Annotated in this window: 16 protein-coding genes; 8 read left to right on the plus strand and 8 right to left on the minus strand. The window is 51.6% G+C overall.

What is annotated here, in order from left to right:
• Nucleotides 1–212: 212 nt before the first annotated feature.
• Nucleotides 213–1,007 (plus strand): CBS domain-containing protein, encoded by a 795-nt coding sequence (locus U2W12_RS05705; protein WP_326499702.1) that lies wholly within the window; start codon nucleotides 213–215, stop codon nucleotides 1,005–1,007.
• Between the two features lie 349 nt (nucleotides 1,008–1,356).
• Here the strand turns inward: U2W12_RS05705 and U2W12_RS05710 are convergent, their stop codons facing one another.
• The 4 genes from U2W12_RS05710 to U2W12_RS05725 form a co-directional block, all read right to left on the minus strand.
• Nucleotides 1,357–2,169, minus strand: coding sequence for a DUF2927 domain-containing protein (locus U2W12_RS05710; RefSeq protein ID WP_326499703.1), 813 nt, complete (start codon nucleotides 2,167–2,169; stop codon nucleotides 1,357–1,359).
• Nucleotides 2,170–2,410: 241 nt separating this feature from the next.
• On the minus strand, nucleotides 2,411–3,136 hold the full coding sequence (locus U2W12_RS05715) for an SDR family NAD(P)-dependent oxidoreductase (protein ID WP_326499704.1): 726 nt from the start codon (nucleotides 3,134–3,136) through the stop codon (nucleotides 2,411–2,413).
• 28 nt (nucleotides 3,137–3,164) lie between these two features.
• The gene (locus U2W12_RS05720; RefSeq protein ID WP_326499705.1) at nucleotides 3,165–4,274 is read right to left on the minus strand and encodes a GNAT family N-acetyltransferase/peptidase C39 family protein; all 1,110 of its coding nucleotides are present in this window, start codon (nucleotides 4,272–4,274) and stop codon (nucleotides 3,165–3,167) included.
• Nucleotides 4,271–5,362, minus strand: a complete 1,092-nt coding sequence (locus tag U2W12_RS05725) for a DUF2817 domain-containing protein (protein ID WP_326499706.1) — start codon at nucleotides 5,360–5,362, stop codon at nucleotides 4,271–4,273. Before U2W12_RS05725 ends, U2W12_RS05720 begins: the two co-directional genes overlap by 4 nt.
• Nucleotides 5,363–5,831: 469 nt before the next feature.
• Between U2W12_RS05725 and U2W12_RS05730 the strand changes: the two genes are divergently transcribed.
• Both U2W12_RS05730 and U2W12_RS05735 read left to right on the plus strand, forming a co-directional pair.
• Nucleotides 5,832–6,167: an SMR family transporter gene (locus U2W12_RS05730; RefSeq protein ID WP_326499707.1), complete on the plus strand. Its 336-nt coding sequence runs from the start codon at nucleotides 5,832–5,834 to the stop codon at nucleotides 6,165–6,167.
• A 256-nt stretch (nucleotides 6,168–6,423) separates the two neighbouring features.
• Nucleotides 6,424–7,896 carry a RimK family protein gene (locus tag U2W12_RS05735; protein WP_326499708.1) on the plus strand — a complete coding sequence of 491 codons (1,473 nt, stop codon included), beginning with the start codon at nucleotides 6,424–6,426 and terminating at the stop codon, nucleotides 7,894–7,896.
• A gap of 4 nt (nucleotides 7,897–7,900) precedes the next feature.
• Here U2W12_RS05735 and U2W12_RS05740 read toward each other — a convergent pair whose 3' ends face one another.
• Nucleotides 7,901–8,800 (minus strand): serine/threonine-protein kinase, encoded by a 900-nt coding sequence (locus tag U2W12_RS05740; RefSeq protein WP_326499709.1) that lies wholly within the window; start codon nucleotides 8,798–8,800, stop codon nucleotides 7,901–7,903.
• A gap of 44 nt (nucleotides 8,801–8,844) precedes the next feature.
• Between U2W12_RS05740 and U2W12_RS05745 the strand changes: the two genes are divergently transcribed.
• From U2W12_RS05745 to U2W12_RS05760, 4 genes are all read left to right on the plus strand, one after another.
• The gene (locus U2W12_RS05745) at nucleotides 8,845–9,711 is read left to right on the plus strand and encodes a YicC/YloC family endoribonuclease (protein WP_326499710.1); all 867 of its coding nucleotides are present in this window, start codon (nucleotides 8,845–8,847) and stop codon (nucleotides 9,709–9,711) included.
• An 831-nt stretch (nucleotides 9,712–10,542) separates the two neighbouring features.
• A complete protein-coding gene (locus tag U2W12_RS05750) occupies nucleotides 10,543–12,819 on the plus strand; it encodes an adenylate/guanylate cyclase domain-containing protein (protein WP_326499711.1) in 2,277 nt (758 codons plus the stop codon).
• 73 nt (nucleotides 12,820–12,892) lie between these two features.
• On the plus strand, nucleotides 12,893–16,273 hold the full coding sequence (locus U2W12_RS05755) for a FecR domain-containing protein (RefSeq protein ID WP_326499712.1): 3,381 nt from the start codon (nucleotides 12,893–12,895) through the stop codon (nucleotides 16,271–16,273).
• A gap of 553 nt (nucleotides 16,274–16,826) precedes the next feature.
• The gene (locus U2W12_RS05760) at nucleotides 16,827–17,492 is read left to right on the plus strand and encodes a Crp/Fnr family transcriptional regulator (RefSeq protein WP_326499713.1); all 666 of its coding nucleotides are present in this window, start codon (nucleotides 16,827–16,829) and stop codon (nucleotides 17,490–17,492) included.
• A 170-nt stretch (nucleotides 17,493–17,662) separates the two neighbouring features.
• Here U2W12_RS05760 and U2W12_RS05765 read toward each other — a convergent pair whose 3' ends face one another.
• The 3 genes from U2W12_RS05765 to U2W12_RS05775 all read right to left on the minus strand — a co-directional run bounded on the left by U2W12_RS05765 (nucleotide 17,663) and on the right by U2W12_RS05775 (nucleotide 20,865).
• Nucleotides 17,663–19,525 (minus strand): pyruvate kinase, encoded by a 1,863-nt coding sequence (locus U2W12_RS05765; protein ID WP_326499714.1) that lies wholly within the window; start codon nucleotides 19,523–19,525, stop codon nucleotides 17,663–17,665.
• Between the two features lie 319 nt (nucleotides 19,526–19,844).
• Nucleotides 19,845–20,327, minus strand: a complete 483-nt coding sequence (locus tag U2W12_RS05770; RefSeq protein ID WP_326499715.1) for an Rrf2 family transcriptional regulator — start codon at nucleotides 20,325–20,327, stop codon at nucleotides 19,845–19,847.
• 295 nt (nucleotides 20,328–20,622) lie between these two features.
• A complete protein-coding gene (locus U2W12_RS05775) occupies nucleotides 20,623–20,865 on the minus strand; it encodes a hypothetical protein (RefSeq protein ID WP_326499716.1) in 243 nt (80 codons plus the stop codon).
• A gap of 62 nt (nucleotides 20,866–20,927) precedes the next feature.
• On the opposite strand from U2W12_RS05775, the gene U2W12_RS05780 reads away from it, so the two are divergent.
• The gene (locus tag U2W12_RS05780) at nucleotides 20,928–21,215 is read left to right on the plus strand and encodes a hypothetical protein (RefSeq protein ID WP_326499717.1); all 288 of its coding nucleotides are present in this window, start codon (nucleotides 20,928–20,930) and stop codon (nucleotides 21,213–21,215) included.
• The last annotated feature ends 33 nt before the right edge of the window (nucleotides 21,216–21,248 follow it).

Here is a 21,248-nt window from a genome sequence, read left to right on the forward strand (position 1 = left end):
ATGAAATACGAGTGGCTGCCATTCCAATCGTTTACACCTACCGAACTTGAGGAGGCTATCGATGAAATCGGCGCTGGTTTTGGCTCTCAATACCAATTTACTTTCTGCTAAGCACTTAAAGACATAAATTTACCGCTCATTGGGGGCTTGGCGCTTAGCAATGAAGATAACCAATAATTCTCAGTTATCTCAAACAGTTGGGAGTAAAAAATATGAACATTTTCAATGATGCTATCGAAACGCATATTCATTGGAACTTAAGGCTGAAACAGCACATAGAAGAAGGCATCATCCAGGACCTTAAAAAAGTAGCGGATTGCCATGTTTGTGAACTCGGCCAGTGGATTTACGGAGATGGCGTACGGTATAACAATTTACCCTCCTTTGAATCAATGTGTACCGCACATGAACACTTCCACCGCATTGCCGCTGAAGTGGTTTACCATAGCAACGCAAATAACAAGGTGAAAGCAAGGTCGTTACTGACTGCTGAGGGGGCCTTTTCTCAGAGTTCTGCCAAACTCATTAAGGCGCTTATGAATTGCAGCAAAGACCTATCCGATTCTGTAGCCAGCGGAATAAGGAATAGACGTAAAGTCAGAGACATATTACACGCCAAGAAAAATAATAGCCTATTCTCAATTGAAGATAACTCACCGGTCTTAGCTGCAATAAAGATAATGACGGATCATAATATAAGAGCTATCGCTATTACACATCATGACAAATTTGTTGGTATTTTTACCGAACGGGGTTATTTGCAGCATCTTATGTATAGAGGCGCGCCTAGCCTGGAGGCGCCTGTTTCCGAGATGATGGATATAAATACAATATGCGTTGATCCTGATGATTCTGTAGAGCAGTGCATGATACTGATGACTTCGACTCATACTCGCCATTTACCTGTTATGGATCAGGGCAAATTGGTTGGGATACTCAGTATCGGCGATGTAATAAGTGGCCAGCAGAAAATCCGTTTGCGTTACCTGGGTAGCGTAACCCATTGATTTATCGAATTACGATTGCAAACGAACTTCTTGCGAAGCACTTAAAACAAGTTGTATCGGAGGATAGTAACACAATCTCGCAGTTAGATGATTATGTCCATAATCGTTATGGAGGTCAGTAGCGGAGTATCCTAATGCCCAGCCTTTCCGCAATGATGACACGACCTCGATTTATTGCCGTTCTCGGAATTAGGATTAACTGCTCATAACTTGCTGAATGCGTGTGGGAGGATCGAGAATACAAGCCGGAAGCCCATAGCATGAACCATCGAAGATAGCTTATCGTCAGGTTTTATGGGTCCGAGCCTCGGACTATCCTATCGTGCGGCCGGTTTTTTCGGCTGTTGGCTTAATACAGCAAATCATAAAGCTCTCCCGTTCTGACTCGCGCTTCGGCAGTTTCGATGAGTTTGTCGCGTTCATATTCATCGACGATCTTTTTCAAAACCGGCGCCGCCTGGACAAAAGTCATGCCTGTTTTGATACGCGGGTCGTAGAGCATTTTCAGCAGCAAATAATCCAGCCCGGACAATAGCGAGTTGACCGACTTGTCGTTGAAGATCGACGGAAACACTTTTTCGGAGTCGTTCGGCAAGCCTAAAATCTGGGTGATTTCTTCGACGATGCAATCGATCAGCTTGGCATGAGCGGCGGCGCGGTCTACCGGAATGATCACGACCGCCCGCGTGATCGAGGCGTCGGCGGCTACCGAAAAACTCCCCAGACAAACGCTGTGGCGAAACAGGTCATTGCGCTGTTGCGATGAGCGAATACCAAAATCGGTCAGCAGTTCGTTCTGCAGCTTCATCTCGGTCGAAAAAATGATCAGCAGATTCGCCTCCTTCCGTGTTGCCGCCGGACTGATGCTTAACCCGGTGATGTTCGACAGATGCTTGATGTGCATTTTGGTCAAGCGCTCATGCAGTTCCTGGTCCCCTACCCGATGCACGAAAAAATAACGGATTGGCGTTGTCCACTTTCTGATGCCGACCTGGCGATCCGAATATTCGTTGTACATCGCAATCTCTTCAAAACTTTTGAGCAAATATCCTGCCGACTTCCAGGATTCCAGTGGAGTCGCATAAGCCGCTGCGGCAGCGCCGCTACAGACCGCTAAAAAAACAAGAAACAAGCGTATTTTGCTATGAATCGGTCTTGGCATGAAAAGCCGGCCTCATGAGATTCTATTTCCACCCAAAAAATTACGCGCTGGCAAAACGGGGATTTGCCTATCGGGTCCATAACGTAAATTTATCTTTGAAACAGCATCAATATCGCCTTCATTCGCGGATTTTGCGAATTGCTATTCTGAGTATTCGGCCCCATCTGCTGCAAGTCTTTTCTCACGATCACCGGCTCTTAGGTAGCCGAGACATTTGCTAAACTTTCAATCCCTTAAATTCTCAATACTCCCAGCCGCCCGCAACTGTCAGCAATGATCCGGTCATCATTTCCGGACTGTCATAAATCAGCCATGTCGCTGTTTTACCGATTTCATCGGGCATGACTGGCCGGCCATACGGAATCTGCTCGGCCATCCCCCGCCTTTCCTCGGTGTTGATGCTTTCATCGTCAATCAGGCCGGGACAGATCGCATTGACCCGCACCTTATCCTGAGCCAGCGCCGCCGCCAAGCTTTTAGTCAATGCCGCGACACCGGTTTTCGCGGCACAGTAGCCCGTCGACATCGGCCAAGGCTTGATGTTTTCGACGCCGGCAAAGGCGAAATTGACGATTTGGCCTCGGCTGTTTCGCAATGCATCCAGCGCGTAATGGCAGGTATGAAAACAGCTATTCAGGTTCATGTCGATGTCGGCCAGCCAGTCCTCGGGCGTGACATCCAGAATGTTTTTGTAAGCGAAAGGACCGACCACATTGATTAAGCCATCGAGTCGGCCAAAGTGTTCCAGCGCATAATCGATAAGGGTTTTGGCATTTTCGGGTCGGGTCAAATCGGTCCGGTAAAAACTATGGACGCAGCCTTTGGCGCTCAGCCAGGCGGAAAGCGCGTCTGCCTTTTCCTGATTCGCATGATAATGCAAAACCATTCGCGCATCGCGTTCGGCCAGTGCTTTGCTCACGGCTATGCCGGTAGCCGAAGTGCTGCCGGTGATCAATAATGTTTTCATTGCATTTTGCTTATCAATAGCGCCGGCTTCAGCCCGGCCAGAGAATCACCGCTGTACGCAGACGGTTCTTGCCAAAGCAGGACATTCGGTCGAAATCGGCGCGCGCGACCGGCACGAATTGGCAATCCAGCTCGTTTTTGTGGTCTTCGTCGGCATCGGGATCGTGCATGTACAGGCAGGCATCGTCGAAACCGCTCATCACGACCCAGTGCGGCGCTTTTTTCCGGTCCAGTTGAAATGTGCTGATCAGGATCAGCGGGATTGCGCCGGCATTGAAGATGCCGGTCAGATCGTCCTGGGTGATGTTGGTGTAATGCACCGCAATATCTTGTGTCTCGGCTTCGCGTTTGAACGCATGATCGACCAGTTCGACGACCTGTTTTTTGTCCTCGCTGCGGACACCGTCGATGAACAGCGTCTCGGTTTGATTGATCCAGACTTCGACCCTAAAGCCGCGCCGCTTCGCCGCGAGCGCGAGACCGACCGGATGGCAGCCGCCGTGCCCGGAGGTCATGAAGATCGTCGTCGCTTCCCGCCACAAATTGATTTCCTCCTCGCGCGAAGGCTGATAGGCATCGTTCAGCCCGTGCATCGCCATCATCAGCGAGGCGGGGCCGCAGGTGAACGGCGTCGTTTGTTTGAGCCAATGCACGGTCCGGTGCTGCAGGGTGTCCTGATAATGGCGAATCAGTTTCTGGAAGCGGAGCGCGTCCTTATGATCCTCGTAATAATCGCGGTACAGGCCGAATTTTTGGAAACCCAAGGCTTCATAGAGCCGAATCGCGGGCGTATTATCGACACTGACTTCCAGCCTGAGATACAGCCGGCCACTATCGTGCGCGGCCTGTTCGCCGGCCGCCATCAGTTTTTTGGCGATGCCGTAGCCTCTCAGCCGCTGTTCGACCGCCAGCGAATAGACGCGCGCCAACCGGGTGCCCGGATGATAGATGATCAGGATATAGCCGGCAATACGGCTGTCGAATTCGGCAACCAAGAGCGCCCGGTGCTCGGTCGCAATCCAGTGTTTAAAGCTGCGGCGGCTCAAGCGGTCGGTATCGAAACTGGCGTTTTCGAGCTTGACCAGTCCTTCGAGGTCGTTCGGACGGACCGGACGGATCAGGATGTCTTCGCTGTTCATAATCCCGCCAATGCCTGCGCGATGACCTGCCGCCCCCGGAACAACACCATTTCCCGCCAAGCCCTGTCGGCCGGACAAAAATGCTGCAACATCGCAAAACTGTGACGACGGCGAAGTTCGATAGGCGCAGGCTCCGTCCATAACCGATGATCCCGCAGCAACACCTCGAACAGCCGGTCGGTGCTGAAACTACCGAATTCGAGCGTGATATAGCAGCTGCGCTCGTTCATGATCTTGTGCCAGGCATAATCGAGCAAGCCGGTTTTCGGCACCGAACTGGAAGTGCCAAGCAAAGGCAGCGTCACCGAATCGCCATAGAAGCGCAACGCCGCCTGCGTGCCCGCGCTGCCCGGTTCGTGATCGCAGATGATCTCGCCATAGCCGTAGGAGCCGAGGCCGGTATGCAGATCGATCACCGCCAGATCGCGCTGACCGAGCGCATAGTTTGCGATCAGTTGTTCGGTGACCTGCCGCCCATGACTGGCTTTGTTGCCGCCATAAAACGGCCCTTTCGGATCGTGGTATTGCCCGGCGCTGACCGCCTTTTCGAGTGCAATCCGTCCATGCCGGCGTTCAAAATCGGCCAGCAGCCGCTGCCTTTGTTCGGCATCGTCCAGAAACAGCGCTTCGCGGAGTTCCGCATAGCCGTCATTTGCGGGCAGCGGCGCTGAAAAATCGACGAAATTGCGGTTCAGATCGATCCCGTCCGCATCGCAGCGCCGCCGCCAGGCATAGCCCCACGGCGTCAACGCATGGACGATCAATAACGCAACGCCTTCCGGCAACGCGACATGACCTTCGGCCAGCATCAACAAATGATCGATTTGTATCGCACTGCCCGCATAACCTTCGATCCCGTGCGTACCGCCGATCAGTACGACAACGCTTTTCCCATCCTCGGGCCCGATCCAGACGCTGTCGGTAAACAACGGCTCGCCCTCGGGACCTGTGCCGGGACAGGGAAAAGCCCGATGCTTGGTATGAAAGGGCAACCCGGACAACAATGCCAACCAGCGCTGTCTGGCAGCGGTATAACAGTCAGGAAAAATATCCGTATTCAGAGGAACAAACGGTAAACGGTAAGACATAAACCAGCCGGCCTACTTCGCTTATGAAGCCTTTATCGTAACACGTTGCCCATTTGCTTCCTATCGGCGAGAATCGCCGCCAACAATTAAGCGGTCATTTTGATCGACAATAATCCATATGCCATTTATTTTGTCCCTGCATGACATTACTCGGTCATTCAAATCAGCAAAGAAGCCAGTACCCTCGATACAAAATTAACGGAATAGAGGATATCGAAACCTCAAATGATCGATCCCCTTGCGCTTCGGCAAAGCTGCTCTCTGACATGATTGGGCAACTCAGATAATTGCCCGGAAAATTATACGAGAATATTGCATTTTGTTTGGGATATGCTATTTTTCACACAAACAACTGAATATAGTGAGTTTTTTATTTTCATATCGGATCGGATATCTTGATGGCATACTGTTTTGCGTCGTTTAGGATGCCTAATTGTAGTTGGACGCCTCAATACTAAGGATCGCGCAAATGCAGCAGTGGATTTTTCTTTCAGTAGCTATCGTCAGTGAGGTAGCCGCGACCTCGGCCCTAAAGGCATCGGAGGGTTTTTCGCGTTTGTGGCCATCGCTTGTCGTCATAGTTGGGTATGCAACGGCCTTCTACTTTCTGTCGCTCACGCTCAAGACACTCCCGGTTGGAGTGGTCTATGCCATCTGGTCCGGTTCAGGTGTCGCTCTAATTGCGTTGGTTGCGTGGGTCTTCTTCGGGCAGTCTCTGGATGCTCCGGCAATCATAGGGTTGCTGCTCATAGTTGCAGGAGTTGTCGTCCTCAACCTCTTTTCCAAAACGGTTTCTCTTTCATGAGCCGCGCAACGCCGGTGAATTCTACCGTTTGGGCATCTTGATTGCCGTGCGCCGCATTCGCTCCGGCTTCGCGAAAGCAACATCTACTTAGCGATAATTTACGCATTCATGCAACGTTAATCCTACCCAAAGTACCGTAGCATCCTGATCGCGGGTACAATTAATCCGCTTTTCCAAAAAACCGATCTTTCGACTTGCCTATTGCGGCAAGCGGTCTCAATAGACTGACTTACCATGTTAAGGAATAAATTTTACTATGGCGCGCACCGTACTGGTTGTTGACGATCTGGCCGACTGGAGCCCTTATTATCCCAGCGAGCATGTGGTTACCTTTGAAACCTATCTGGCCACCGATCAAGGCGGATCGGACGAGCGCGTGCGCGTAATCAATCTGTGCGGTAGCTACCGGTATTTATCCGACGGATATTATTGCTCGCTGCTTGCCGAGGCGCGCGGACATCACGTAATTCCGTCGGTCAAGGTGCTGAACGATTTGGGAAGAAAAGCCTTGTACCGGCTGCAAATCGAGGATTTATCCCAAACTTTGGCCAAGGCTTTCAAATCCAAAAGCAAACAGGAGGAAATCAAACTGCTCAGCTACTTCGGCACCACCCCGGACCCGGATTTCCAGGATCTGGCCCGCCTGTTGTTCGAGCGCTTTTCTTGCCCTGTACTCGAAGTCACCTTAAATTATCGGGACCGCTGGGAGATCAACGCCTTGCGCGCGGTTTCGCACCGTAGTCTCGACGATGCCCAGCAGACACTGTTCGCCGAGGCGCTGGACCGGTTCAGCAAAAAGGTCTGGCGCAAGGGGCGTGTGCGCAAGGCGACCCGCTACGATCTGGCGATCCTGGTCAATCCCGATGAAGAACTGCCGCCGAGCAATCGCGGCGCATTGAAGAAGTTCATCAACGCCGGCCGCCAGCTCGGCATCGATGTCGAACTGATCACTCAGCAGCATTATGTGCGCCTGCCCGAGTTCGACGGTCTGTTCATCCGCGAAACGACCGCGATAGACCACCATACCTACCGCTTTGCAAAAAAAGCCGAAACCGAAGGGCTGGTCGTGATCGACGATCCGACCTCGATGCTGCGCTGCACGAACAAGGTTTATCTGGCCGACCTGTTCCGCACGCACCGGGTGCCCTCGCCGAAAACCTGGCTGCTGCATAAGGGCAACGCGGTGCATCTGGACCGGCTGGAAGCCGAAGCCGGCTATCCGGTCGTAATCAAAATTCCGGACGGCTCGTTTTCGCGCGGCATCGTCAAGGTGAACAACCGGCAGGAACTCGAGCAGAAACTACCCGAACTGTTTCAAAAGTCGGCGCTGCTGCTGGCGCAGGAATTTCTCTATACCGATTTCGACTGGCGCATCGGCATCTTCAACAACAAGGCGCTCTATGCCTGCCGCTATTATATGGTCAAGAATCACTGGCAAATCTACCGGCATGGCAGCAACCGCACCGATACTGGAAATTTCGAAACCCTTCCAACCTTTGAAGTGCCCAAAGCGGTACTCGATGCGGCGCTGAAAGCCACGCAGCCGATCGGAAACGGTTTTTACGGCGTCGATGTGAAGGAGAAAAACGGCAAGGGTTATGTGATAGAAGTGAATGACAACCCAAGTATTGACAGCGGCGTCGAGGATAAATATCTGGGCGACGAACTGTATCGGCTGATCATGGGAGAATTATTGCGGCGCATGGAAAACCGCAGCAAGGGACTGTAAACGGCTACTCTTCAGCGTTCAACGCCGCTCTGAGTTCGGCTGCGGATTGCGGCCTATCCTTCGGATAAAGGCCCATCGCCCAGTCTATCGCTTGCAGTAGCGGCCCGGAATATTTGCGCTTGAACAGTTTTGCCGCGGGCTCCAGCGCGTCCTTTTCGGCGCGCTCTGGCGCAGGTTGCGGCGATTTCAAATCCAAACAGGTGCGCATGCTGGCGCCAATCGCATAAATATCGGTCCACGGCCCAAGCGGCGTACACAGATTATATTGCTCGATCGGCGAAAAGCCCCTCGTCAACACCTTGGTCTGCTGCTGGGACTTGACCGGAAATGCCTGAAAAGCGCCAAAATCGAGCAGTACCGAATCATTGCCTGGGCGTACCAGAATGTTGGCCGGCTTGATGTCCAAATGCAGATAGCCGTGTCGGTGGATATGGCCGACACCGTCCAGCAAGGTATTGAAAATCGCTTTAATGATGTCTTCGTTGATATTCAAGGCTTTCTTGGACAATACTTTTTCAAGCGTGACGCCGTAGTTGTAAACCATCACCATATAAACGGTCGAGTTGGCTTCAAAAAAATTGATCACTTCGACGATATTCGGATGCTTCAATGTCGCCAACACGCGTGCTTCTTCAAAAAACAGCCGTCGGCCGCGCTTGAACAGGGGCTGAAACTCTTCGTCGTTGACCACGACCACATTATTCCAGGTCCGGTGCGCCAATTTACGCGGCAAATATTCCTTGATCGCAACCTGCACCTGATCGGAAGTCTGCCTAGCCAAATAAACCGAGCTAAATCCGCCGTGCGCCAATTCCCGTTCGATCACATACTGGTCTATAATGGTCCCGGTTTGGAGATAGTTCCATTCTATTGGGTACGTTTCGGGTTCGTAATATTCCGCCATCTTTGCACATTCGATTCAAAGCCGAGCTTAATTATAGGTGAATAATGACTAAAAGTATGACAGCGTTTGCCAGCACCGAAACGGAAATCGGCGCGCTGACGATAAATTGTGAATTACGTTCGGTCAATCACCGTTATACCGACATCCTGATCAAATTGCCGGAACGGCTACGTTTTGCCGAGTCCGAAATACGCTCCGCGATTGCCGCAAAAATCAGTCGCGGCAAGATCGAATGCACGCTCACCAACAAAAAGCAGATCAAGGATACGCAAAGTTTTTTCGTTAACCGGGACGCCGTCTCCGCACTACTGACCGCGGCGAAGCAAATCGAGGAACAAATGACCGCCCCGCAGCCCTTCTCCGCGCTCGATGTGCTGACCTTTCCGGGCATCCAGCAGGAGCCCGAACTGGACAAGGATGATCTGAATCGGGGCATTGCCGGGCTAGTCAACCAGACCTTGCTGAAACTTTTGGAAGTGCGCGAGCGGGAAGGGCGACAACTGCAAGTGCTGATTGAGGACCGTTGCAAAAAAATGCAAACGTACACCGATGCCGCTAAGAAGCGTATGCCCGAAGTTTTGCAGGCGATCCGCTACAAACTGAAGGATCGGATTATGGACTTGGTTGCCCAGCCCGATTTCGACCGACTCGAACAGGAACTGGTGTTTCTGACGCAAAAACTCGACATCGCCGAAGAACTGGATCGGTTGGAAACGCATATCACGGAAGTGTTGCGTGTGATAGCGCAGGACGAACCGGTCGGCCGGCGGCTTGATTTTCTGATGCAGGAAATGAACCGCGAAGCAAATACGCTGGGCGCGAAATCGTCAGACAAGGAAATCACCAAAATCTCAATTGAGCTGAAGGTGCTGATCGAGCAGGTTCGGGAGCAGATTCAGAATATCGAATGATGTTTCAGGATGCCCAGGGAGGGCTCCACCAATCAAACAAGGGCCGCGTAAATCGCGGCTTTTTATGTCATGCTGCTCGATGTAATCAGATAAAGGGCATAATAAACGGGCACCACTCACCGATCAAAATGGCAGCCAAATCAGCAGCAGGGATTTCACTTTAAAATCGATGATTGCTATTCAAAGGTATGGAGCCACCTCCAATTATCCACGTTCCTATGACCGATTCCAAGAGTTGTGCCTTAGCTGCGATAATGGCAGACGTAATGCCGTTAAGGTGGGATAGCGGTTACTGGTTTCAACGATTTGTAGGCTTGAATGGATATCAGCTCTTCCCCACCGGAGCTGACCGAATTTCGCACAGGACTTTACTACATGCCCCTTAATCCTCCCGCAACTGGAACGCCACCTTTTCAAAACCGCCGGCATACTGCGCGGCAAAAATGGATGCATCAGAGCTCAAGGTGTACATCTTCGGCATGTTGTTTCTCAAGCGTTTCCCGGATATGCTTGACCAACGTCGGGAGAACTCATCCAGTTAGGCATCCAAAGCGGTAAAAGCCCAACAGACGCGCAAGCCGACGCCGAAAACCCGCGCTGGACAACAATGACTGAGTACTAGTCACCCCCTCCGAACTTGCGGACTGTCGGACTTACCGGGCAGTTCACGCTCAACGTTTACGGGCGCTCCTCGCTGCTTGTTTTTGACATTCCCACATCCCCCCTGGTCAAGGCTATAATAGCTGGTAAGTTCACGGCTTTTTGACCCCTTGATTCTGAACGTTCAGATAAACCGATGCCAAAAGCCATTTGGCGTGTTACCTGAAATTAATGAATGTTTATAAAAAAACGTCGAATGCCGTACTCTCAGCCTTGCTGATAGGCACCCTGGGAGCTGCATTGAACCTCACTAAATTGGGCCTGCGCTTCGAAGAAGAATGGGGATTAGCCGCGCTTTTCAAAGTCAGGGGAGCAATTTCCTCGCCGCGCGACGTGATCATCGTCAATGTTGATAAATCGTCGGAGGAGCAATTGCGCTTGCCGGAGAATCCGGAAAAATGGCCGCGATCGACCTACGCCCGGTTAATCGAGGCATTGAACCGCTACGAACCCGCCGTGATCGCCCTCAATATCTATTTTGGCGAAGTCCGTGATGCCGGCAACGATATCAGACTGGCCAAGGCCATCGCCTCCGGTAAAAACGTCATTCTCAGCAATTATTTGAAACAGTACACGTTTCCTTCCACCGATCCCGCCTGGGAATTTACTTACGAAAAGATCATCAATCCGATTCCGGCGTTCGCCAATGCCGCGCTCGGCGCAGCGCCCTTTCCGCTTCCCAAGACGGCCTCGACCGTCAAGCAGTTTTGGACATACAAAAAAAGCGCCGGCAGCATTCCGACCTTTCCCGTCTCGGTTTTTCAATGTTATGCCTTGAACCGGGCTTACCCCGAAATTCTGCGCCTGCTGCAGCTTATCGAACCCGCTCTGCCATCGCGGTTGCCGCCAACGTTTGCCCAACTCGCCGAAAAATCCAACGTACTGGAAATTTCCGAACTGATCCGGCAGGCCTTCGCGACAAAATCCTTGACTCAATTGCAAGAGCTTTTGGCGGAGGCCGATTATCCGCCTGAATCCACTCGCTTATTGCAATCTTGGTTTACCTTGGCAAAGGGCTCCGACAACCGGTATTTCAATCATTACGGCAAAACCGGCGCGATTACCACGATACCCTTCCATCAGTTACTGGAAAACAAACACTTAAACCCCGAACTTTTCCGCCGTAAAGTCGTACTGGTAGGTTACTCCGAAAATCTTGAGCCGGAAAAATTACAAGGATTTTATACCGAGTTTTCCGGCGGCGTCAGCGCAACGGTCAGCACCACCGAAATTGCCGCCACGGCGGTCGCCAACCTGATCGATAACAATGCGATACGGCCTTTGCCGCTGCAAAGCCAATGCCTGTTGATCATGCTCTGGAGCTTTCTGCTGTTTGGCGTATGCCGTTTATGCTCGCACCGGCTGGCAGCATCTCTGATGATCGGATTGACGGCGGCTTATGCCGGTTTTGCCTACTTCCAATTTGCCGCCGCGCAGATATGGTTGCCGTTGTTTATCCCCCTGCTGCTGCAGACGCCCGCAGCCGCGATCGCGTTGATTTTCTCCTATCTGCAAAAAAACAAACAGAACCAGCAAAACCTGCACAAGACGCTCAGCTATTATCTGCCGGATAATGTGGTTAGCGACATCGCCAAGCAGTCCGAACTGGAAGCGATCACGCATTACGGCGGACTGGTGCGCGGCGTCTGTATGACGACCGATGCGGGCCAGTACACGACGCTGTCGGAAACGATGGATCCTTTAACTCTGAAATCGGTCCTGAACCAATATTACGGGGAGATGTTCCCGCTCGTCAAATATCATCACGGCATCATTTCGGACGTGATCGGCGATGCGATGCTGGCGTTATGGGCGGCGCCATTGGAAGAAAGCCGACACAAAATCAATGCCTGTCGTGCCGCCCTGGAAATAAAGGCAGCCATCGACCGTTTTAACCGGTCGCAATCTTACCAGTTACCGACCCGACTGGGTTTGCATTTCGGCGAAATGCATTTGGGCAATGTCGGCGCGATGGAGCATTTCGAATACCGCGCGGTCGGCGATATCGTAAATACCGCGGTGCGCATCGAAGGCTTGAACAAACTGCTGGGAACCCAGATTCTCGTGTCGTCGAGCGTAATCGAGGGTGTATCCGGCTTTTTTACCCGCGAGGTCGGCGCCTTCGTACTGAAAGGAAAAACCTATCCGGTCATACTCTTCGAACTGATTGCCCCGACAGGCCAAGTCGATCCTTACTGGCTGCCGCTGGCCGCCGCATTTGCCCATGCGCTGAGACTGTTTCAAAACTACCAGTGGACAGAGGCGTTGAACGCATTTCTCGACATCGAGCAACGTCATCCGGACGATGGACCGACACTTTTCTATATCCAGTATCTGAACCAACGCCCGCCGGCCCCCCCCGCAACAGGGCGTGCCGACCAACCCGCGCGGATCGAGCTGGATAATATTACCAATCGGTTGCATTTCTTGGCGCCGCACCTACAATAAACTCTAGTTTGAAATAGCCTTTTCGTTAGGGCGCCCTATAAAAACACATTCGAATCCGTTTTACACCATCACTATGATCGATATGCGTCGAAAAACCCAGCGTTACCCATTGCTGATCTTGTTATTGATGCACCTAGTTGTAGAGGCTGCGCCGCTCTGTAAGCAACCGGCCGCCAAAGTCGTTTCCCTCCAGGGCAAAGCGAAGAGGCAATACCCCGGCAATCCCGCATGGCAAGCAGTTGGCCAGGACGACATTTTTTGCCCGGGCGACACCCTTCGTACCGAAAAGCGGAGCCGCGCCACGCTGGTCTTGAGCAACGAATCATTGATTACGCTAGATCAAGGTTCCACGTTGATTTTTTCGGAGCCGAACATGGAATCCTCGCCCTGGCTGCTGAAACTCCTTGAGGGCGTTACCTATTTCAGAAGCCGGCAGCCGCAAAAACTGAACGTTCAAACACCGTTTATCAACGCGGTGCATGAAGGCACCGAATTCCTGGTTACGGTTGACAGCCGGCAAGCCCGGATTGCCGTATTTGACGGTCAGGTCGCAGCAACCAATGCAGCCGGCCGCATTCATATCAAAAAAGGCCAGATGGGCACCGCCTCTCCAAATCAGCCTCCCCGCCTGCAAGCGCTGACCGTGACGCCGACCGATGCAGTGCAATGGGCATTGTACTATCCGCCGATCATCGATTATCGGCATTTCGCAACTGCTGATCCGTTATCGAAAGCGGCGCTGGACGCCTATCGGCAGGGCAATGTGGAGCAGGCCCTGGCTAAACTCGACAGTATCTCGGCTGCCGCTCAAAATGCGGATATTCCGGCATTAAAAGCCTCGCTGCTGCTCACGGTAGGGCGCGTCGACGAGGCATCGGCCGTTATCGATCAAGCCCTGCGCCTTCACCATGACCCCAGCATTCTGTATGCATTACAGGCCGTCATCGCGGTCGCCAAAAATCAACAAAATGCCGCGCTCGCATTGGCGCGCAAAGCCGAAGCGCTGAATCCTGAATCATCCGTTCCCAAAATCGCTCTCTCCTACGCCTACCAAGCCCTGTTCAAAATCGAAGATGCATTGACCGCTGCCAGACAGGCTGTACGACTGGCGCCGGAGGATTCGTTGGCGTGGGCCCGGCTCGCGGAGTTGCAGCTTTCGACCGGCAACCGTGACGACGCATTGCTGGCCGCGCAAAAAGCAGAACAATTGAATCCGAATCTGGCCAGAACCCGGACCATTCTCGGCTTTACCGACCTGGCGCAAGCTAACGCATATGCCGCAAAACGGGCGTTCGAACAGGCGCTCGCGCTGGATTCCTCCGACCCTATCGCCCGGCTTGGCCTGGGGCTCGCAAAAATACGCCAGGGCGCGCTCCAAGAAGGCGCGCACGAACTGGAAATCGCGGCCAATCTCGATCCGAACAATGCGGTGATCCGCAGTTATCTCGGCAAAGCCTATTATGAATTGCGCAACAAGGGCTATGCCGGCACGGAGTTGAATCTCGCCAAAGAGATGGACCCGAAAGACCCGACGCCCTGGTTTTACGACGCGATTCTGAAACAAACGACCAACCGTCCGGTTGCCGCCCTGCATGACATGCAAGAAGCGATCGCATTGAACGACAACCGGGGGGTTTACCGGTCCAGTTTTTTATTGGACAAAGATTTAGCGGCCAGAAGCGCCGCTCAAGGGCGAATATATAACGACCTGGGCTTCCAGCAATCGGGGCTGCTCGAAGGATGGAAATCGGTCAATCAGGATTCAGGCAATTACTCCGCGCATCGCCTGTTGGCGGATAATTATGCCGCCCTGCCCCGCCATGAAATAGCCAGGGTCAGCGAACTTCTGCAATCGCAATTATTGCAGCCGGTCAATATCACGCCGATTCAGCCGAATCTGGCGGAAAGCAATTTATTTATTTTAAACGGTTTAGGCCCGTCCGATCTCAGTTATAACGAATTCAACCCGTTGTTCGAATATAACCGCGTGACCTTGCAAACATCAGCCGTGTTCGCCAGCAATAATACCCTGGGTGACAATGCGACGCTTTCCGGACTGCATGATAATACATCCTTCAGCCTGGGGCAGTTTCATTATGAAACGGACGGTTTTAGAGAAAATAATTTTCTTAGAAAGGATTTGTACAATGCTTTTCTGCAAAGCCAAGTCACGGACAAATTGAATTTGCAGGCGGAATACCGGCATGAAGAAAGCAATAACGGTGATTTGACGCTGAATTTCAACTTAGACAACTTTTTTAAAAACTTTAGGGAAAATCAGAATGTCGATAGTTATCGAATCGGCGGCCACTATGAATTCACCCCTGCCTCATCATTGATAGGTTCGCTGATTTACCAAGATATCAACATCAATCAGCATAGAGTTGACCCTGTCCCGCCTCTCTTTATTTTTGACAAGGACATTAACCTAAATCGCAGCGGTTTCATCTCGGAATTGCAGCATCGTTACACTCGCTCCAATTACAGTATCCTGAGCGGCTTCGGCCACATCGACCAAGAAGCCAAGGATATTACGACCGGCAACGGTACATTCGTTCCTTTTTCCCAAAAATTCCCCTTGGATTCGACGCCAAACTACGCAAACATAGCCAGAACCAATTTTTATAACTACTCGACGATTAATTTCCTTGAAAATTTATCGGCCACGCTGGGCCTGAGCGTCGATTATTACCAAAACAGCGATCTGCGTCTCACCCCGCTCAATCCGAAGTTAGGCCTGGTATGGAGCCCCACGCATTCGACGACGTTTCGCGCCGCCGCTTTCAGAAGCCTAAGCGTAACTCGAACCGCAAACCAAACCATAGAGCCTACCCAAGTTGCCGGATTCAACCAATTTTTCGATGATCTGGACGGAACGGTCGCGTGGCGCTTTGGCGCGGGAGCCGATCATAAATTTTCAGAAAAACTATCTTCCGGGGTGGAATATTCCGAGAGAAAACTTTATATTCCCGGCTTTTCGTACTCGGTCGACCGATCCGAACAAACCAGCAGGGCTTATTTGTATTTTACGCCTCATGATTGGGTTGCCGTCGGGACCGAATATTTTTATGAAAAAATTATCAATCCCGTAAGACCGGTCTCCAGCATAAATATATTCTCCGGAGGCCTATTCGATGAGGTCGAGACGCACAGGGTTCCCGTCTCATTCAGTGTGTTCCATCCGTCTGGATTTTCCTTCAAAATAAAAAACTCTTTCATCCATCAATCGGGCGTATTTCAAGATTTAACTACAAACAGCAAGATGCCTGATCGTTCCAGTTTTTTTATCGTCGATTTGAATTTAAGCTATCGCCTTCCCAAAAGATTCGGGATGGTCAGTCTCGGAATCAACAACGTGTTTAACGATCAAATTCATTACCAGAATACCGGCAACAATGAGCCGATCCTTGCGCCGGGCAGAGTACTTTTTTCCCGGATCAATCTGGCGCTTTGAAAATTCAATCCCATTTAAAAAACATGAGGATGCAATTATCATGAGTACGCAATTCCCCTCTCGCTCAAACACGTCAACCGGCGGCAATCCGCCTATCGATCTAAAAAATTCCCTGCGCTTGCTCGCCATTGCCGCTGCGCTAGGCGGCATTTCCGCATTTCTGTTCAATTCATTCATCTACGCGGCGACCTACCAATGCCTCACGGAGATCATCGATAATTCGGCAAGATGTCACAAGTATCAGATAAGCCCAAGTTTCAAGGATCTTGGGATTGTGTCCAATTCGGCCTGTCCGAATAATCCTCCTTCTAACTGTCCTTAAAGCGCGTTGCGGTCAATCAGGCAACACGCCGGCAAATTTTGGCGGAGCCTGTAGAGTAAAATCACGAGAAGCCACAATAAAATGAAATTTTTCGAGACCTTAATAATTTTTAACAACGAGAGAATTATTGCTATTACCGCGACGCTTACCGAATCAATGCAATAAAACATCCAAGTTCAAAATCAAGCGGCTAATGATCTTCTTGAAATTTAAGGCTATACTGGCTCAACCATGCAGCAAGAAGTTTTCTCAAACCTAAAAAGCGTCTCCTTTCTAGCCAAAGTGCCTGACGAGGCCGTTGCGGCTTTGGCGGCAAAAGCGAAAATGGTGAAGTTTCCCAAACAAGCGGTGATCATTTCGGAAGGCGATGAAGGGAGTTCTTTGTATGTGATCGTTACCGGCAAGGTGCGGGTGTATACCAGCGATGAAAAAAGCAAGGAAGTAACGCTGACGGTTCAGAAATCAGGCTCCTATTTCGGTGAATTGGCACTGCTTTGCGGCGAACGGCGATCGGCGTCGGTCGAAACGCTCGAAAAAACCGTATGCGGCATGATATCGCGGGACGACTTTAAAGTATGGCTTGCCGACCATCCCGAGGCGGTCGCCGAATTGTTGCGCGCGTTGTCGGAAAAAATCATACTGTTGACCGAACGGGTCAAGCAAATGGCGTTGTCGAACGTTTATGAGCGCACGATCAAAGTTTTGCAAGACATGGCGAATCCGGAAGACGGCGTTTCGGTGATCCGCAACCGGCCCACCCAGCAGGAACTGGCGAACATGGTCGGCTCGTCCCGGGAAATGATCAACAAGGTCATGAAGGAATTGACCAAGGGCGGTTATATCGTGATCCAGGATAAATCGATCAGAATCGAAAACAAACCGCCTGCGTGCTGGTAAGGTTACCGTCAAAACCAGGCTCGCTAGGCTGATTTTTCGTTTCTCGTTAAGCGGGCAGCGCCCGCCGCAACTCGGTACATTTTTTGCGCTCCTGAATCGCGGCGGAAGCCCATCCTCCATAAAGCGTTCAAACCGTCATCAACTTACGGATGTTTGCCGACGCTTTCCGGCTACCACTCCAGCGCTTTCAATTGTGGCGTTTTTTTATACTGGTGCGCGTCCATTCGGGTCAGAATGTCGCCAAGCACACGGACCGCATCGAGGATGTACGGCCCCTTGTTCAGCATTACGCACTCGGCGCGCACGCTCATTGCCGCATCTGTGATTTCCGGGCGTGATGAGCGGCCTTTCTTGGCTAGCGTTTCCAGTACCTGGGTCGCCCAGATTACCGGCACATGCGAGGATTCGCACAGCCATAGAATTTCTTCCTGAATCTCGGACATTTTGACGCTGCCGAGTTCAACCGCCAGATCGCCGCGCGCGATCATGATGCCGAGAGGGTGGCGCGTCATCGTGGACAAAATGATCCACGGCAGATTATCGACCGCGGCTTTGGTTTCAATTTTCGCGATGATCGGCAAATCCGGCCGGCCGCGGCGCTTGAGTTCGCTCATCAGGCAAGCCATGTCCTCCGGCGAACGCACGAACGAAAAACCTACCATGTCGGCATGGCGGCAAACAAAGCCCAAATCCTGTTCATCCTTGTCGCTGAGTGCCGGTAAATCGATCTCGGTTTCCGGAAAGTTGAGCCCCTTGTCGCTACGTATCACCACGCCGCCCTGCCCCGCTTCGGTAACTTTCAACATTGCGCCGTCGTCGGTGATCGATTCGACGACCGCGCCGAGTTTGCCGTCGTCGATCCAAACCGGCTGATCCGTCCGCAATGACGAAAACACCGCATCGCAGCTACAGCCGATACGCGCGGGCGTCATGATTTGGCCGTTCACACCATACACTGCGGGGCTGCCCAATTCATCGCCGCGGATCAAAAGCAAATGGTCGCCGTTTTCGACATGAATGCTCGAAAATTTACCCGAAAACGGCGCCAGCGGAAACTCGCCAAGCACATCGAACTTGCCGTCCGCATTTGCGCGCCGCCAACTGAATTGCGTTTCGGCATGCAGATAGGTCGAACTGAAACCGTGGCACAGCCAGTAATCGGACGAAGCTTTTTCGACAACTTCGAAAAAGCGCGTCTTGTGCCGGCAATCGCCGAAATACATGCGATCGCCGAGGGTCAATCGTTGGTGAAAATCATCGGGAATATGGATGATCCGGTAATCCGATCGCTGCACGTCCCCGTAAGGCGATTGAGCCGCATGGATAGAACCTGTCTTGCCGAGCAAAATATGGAACGGCGCGACCAATTGCCCGTAAATATCGCGTTTGACTTTCAAATGGATCACCGGCGGCGCGGGCTGTATTGGCCCCGTGCGGATTTTGTGGCCGGCCAGATCCATCAGGATTTTGCACTTGCGGCCGGTTTCGCGTTCAGCGCGCCGGATGTTTTCAAATAACTTGGCCCAGATCGTCTCATTGTCATGCGCGCAGTTGATCCTTGCGCAATTCATCCCTCTGAGCAGCAGGCCCTTGACCAAGGAAAAGTCAAACGCCGCTTCGGTCGGCAGCGTGACCATGATCCTGACGCTGCGATCGGCCGGCGGCGCACCGAATAAACCGGCGGTGTTTTGCGCGAGCAAATCCCTCCCTTTTGAGAAAGCCACGTTATTGTCGTCGGCAATCGCGGCATCAACATTTTCACCGACGACTTTGGCCAGAAGCCGGATCACTACGCCCAGATTCGCTAGAACATGCGACTCGCTCCGGCCCAGCGACGACAGCCCCGCCTCGGCGAGGCGCATTTGCAAGGAGCAGAGGTCGCGCCGCCGTAACGCGACATAATGGGCCAGGTTGATCGCGCTATAACTCGCGCGGCCTTCTTCGAAGAATTCTCGATATTCTTCCAAAATGCGTTCCGCCTCTTTTGTGACTTCACGGCGTAAACACAATAAATCTTCCAGCAGCTTTTTCAAATCAATCTCCGTCAACATCGCATTGCGCCCGGCCAGATTAGCATGATTAGATGACGGTGAGGTGTCAAAGACCATCGTTCTTCTTGGGCGCCTATGAGATAAACATTCCGCACCGCTCAGGCTTTTTAGGAATCCCTGAACAAGCCCCCGTTTTGATTTTTTTGCCAAAGGCGTGCCCACTCAAACGGTTATACAGGTTATCAGGTTGCCTTTATTATCTCGCGGTCACGATTCGACCTGCGGTTCCCCGAGCAATCAATCGCCGCGTCTGGAAAAACTCGACCTCTACATTCGGCGCTGGCCAGCTTATGGACTTCGATTATTCAAAATCCAATTTTACAGACAAAATCCTCTGTTTTACATTTTCGGACGAATCTTCCCGTTTCGGCGGAAAAGTCGCTTTACTTGCTGCCAAATCCGCTAGCGTCGAGGCGTCCAGCACCTGTAAATAGGCATTTCCCGCGCGCGCCAATAACTGTTTCAAGCGGCAATCGGGCAGATATCGGCAGAGCTGCTGCTCCGGGTTGAAACATTCTACCCAGTTAAAATGGGTTTCCATGGCGCGCACTACATCACCCACGATTATCGTCTCCGCAGGCCTTTGTAATATTAAACCGCCCCCCTTGCCGCGCGTTGTTTTAATAAAGCCCCTCTCCCCCAGTTTCTGCACGACCTTCACCAAATGATTGCGGGAAATATTGAAAAAATCGGCGATTTCCGTAATCGTGGCTTGCCTTCCGGATATTCCTGCCAAATAAATCAATACCCTAAGTGCGTAATCCGTGTAGCTGGTAAGTTGCATAGTGCTGGCTTGTAGAAAAGTGGTGCTTTAGAACAAGATTCATTGGAAACATTTCTTTATGAAAATTGTATAGCGTTAAGTCACAATTTTTCCGGGAATTATATCGCATGCGGGTGTCGATGGGATAAGCAAGCACCCTCTACGAAGCTCTGCGAGATCGAGTAATATCGAAGCTGAAATCTCATCAATTTCGTAAACATCACCGAGGCTACTTGCTAACCCGTGGTTATTTTGTAATGAGCTCCTTTAGTAATAGCTGGCTCACAGCTTACATATGAAGCTAATTCAATAGCCTTTAGAAGCTGACATTGCCCTGAAACCAGATTTTCTGGGTATCTGTAGTCGTACCGCTGACCCCGCTAACAACACCATTATCGGCGTTATAGTTGGCATATTTTGCAAGTATGGAATAGTGCTTGCCGAATTTCTTCAGCACCATGAAATCCCACTCCTTGCCGTATGCCATTTTTCCGGTATCGTCGCTAAAGTCGTGATAAACACCGGTGACCGTCGTTTGATAACGTGGAAATTCGACCATTCGGTGCCAAAAAGATCGCGAATACCGCTATCCGGCGTGACGAGAAACAGGTCTGCCCAGCCTTGAAAGACATGGTTCGTGCCGAGTGGCGTATCGAAGGTTTTGCTTTTACCAAAGCCATTCAACTGTTCCCAGGCTCCCATTACGCTAACATTGAACGCTTTGACGCCGCCCATGAAATTGAAACGATCGGCTTGGTATTTCGTCTGTCCGTGACCGTAATCCCGCTGATTCGCCCATTCGGCGGTATAAAGCAAATAAAGCAACTTAACAACCACCCGCTAAAAGCGGGTGGGTTAGAATTACGGACTGAAAGTCCGGATACGCGTCGACTCAACGACGCGTCTTAGTCAGGCTCCATTTTAAAATTGTCGTTCGAATTC

The organism is Methylomicrobium sp. Wu6 (genome assembly GCF_035916875.1).
GTDB lineage: Bacteria > Pseudomonadota > Gammaproteobacteria > Methylococcales > Methylomonadaceae > Methylomicrobium.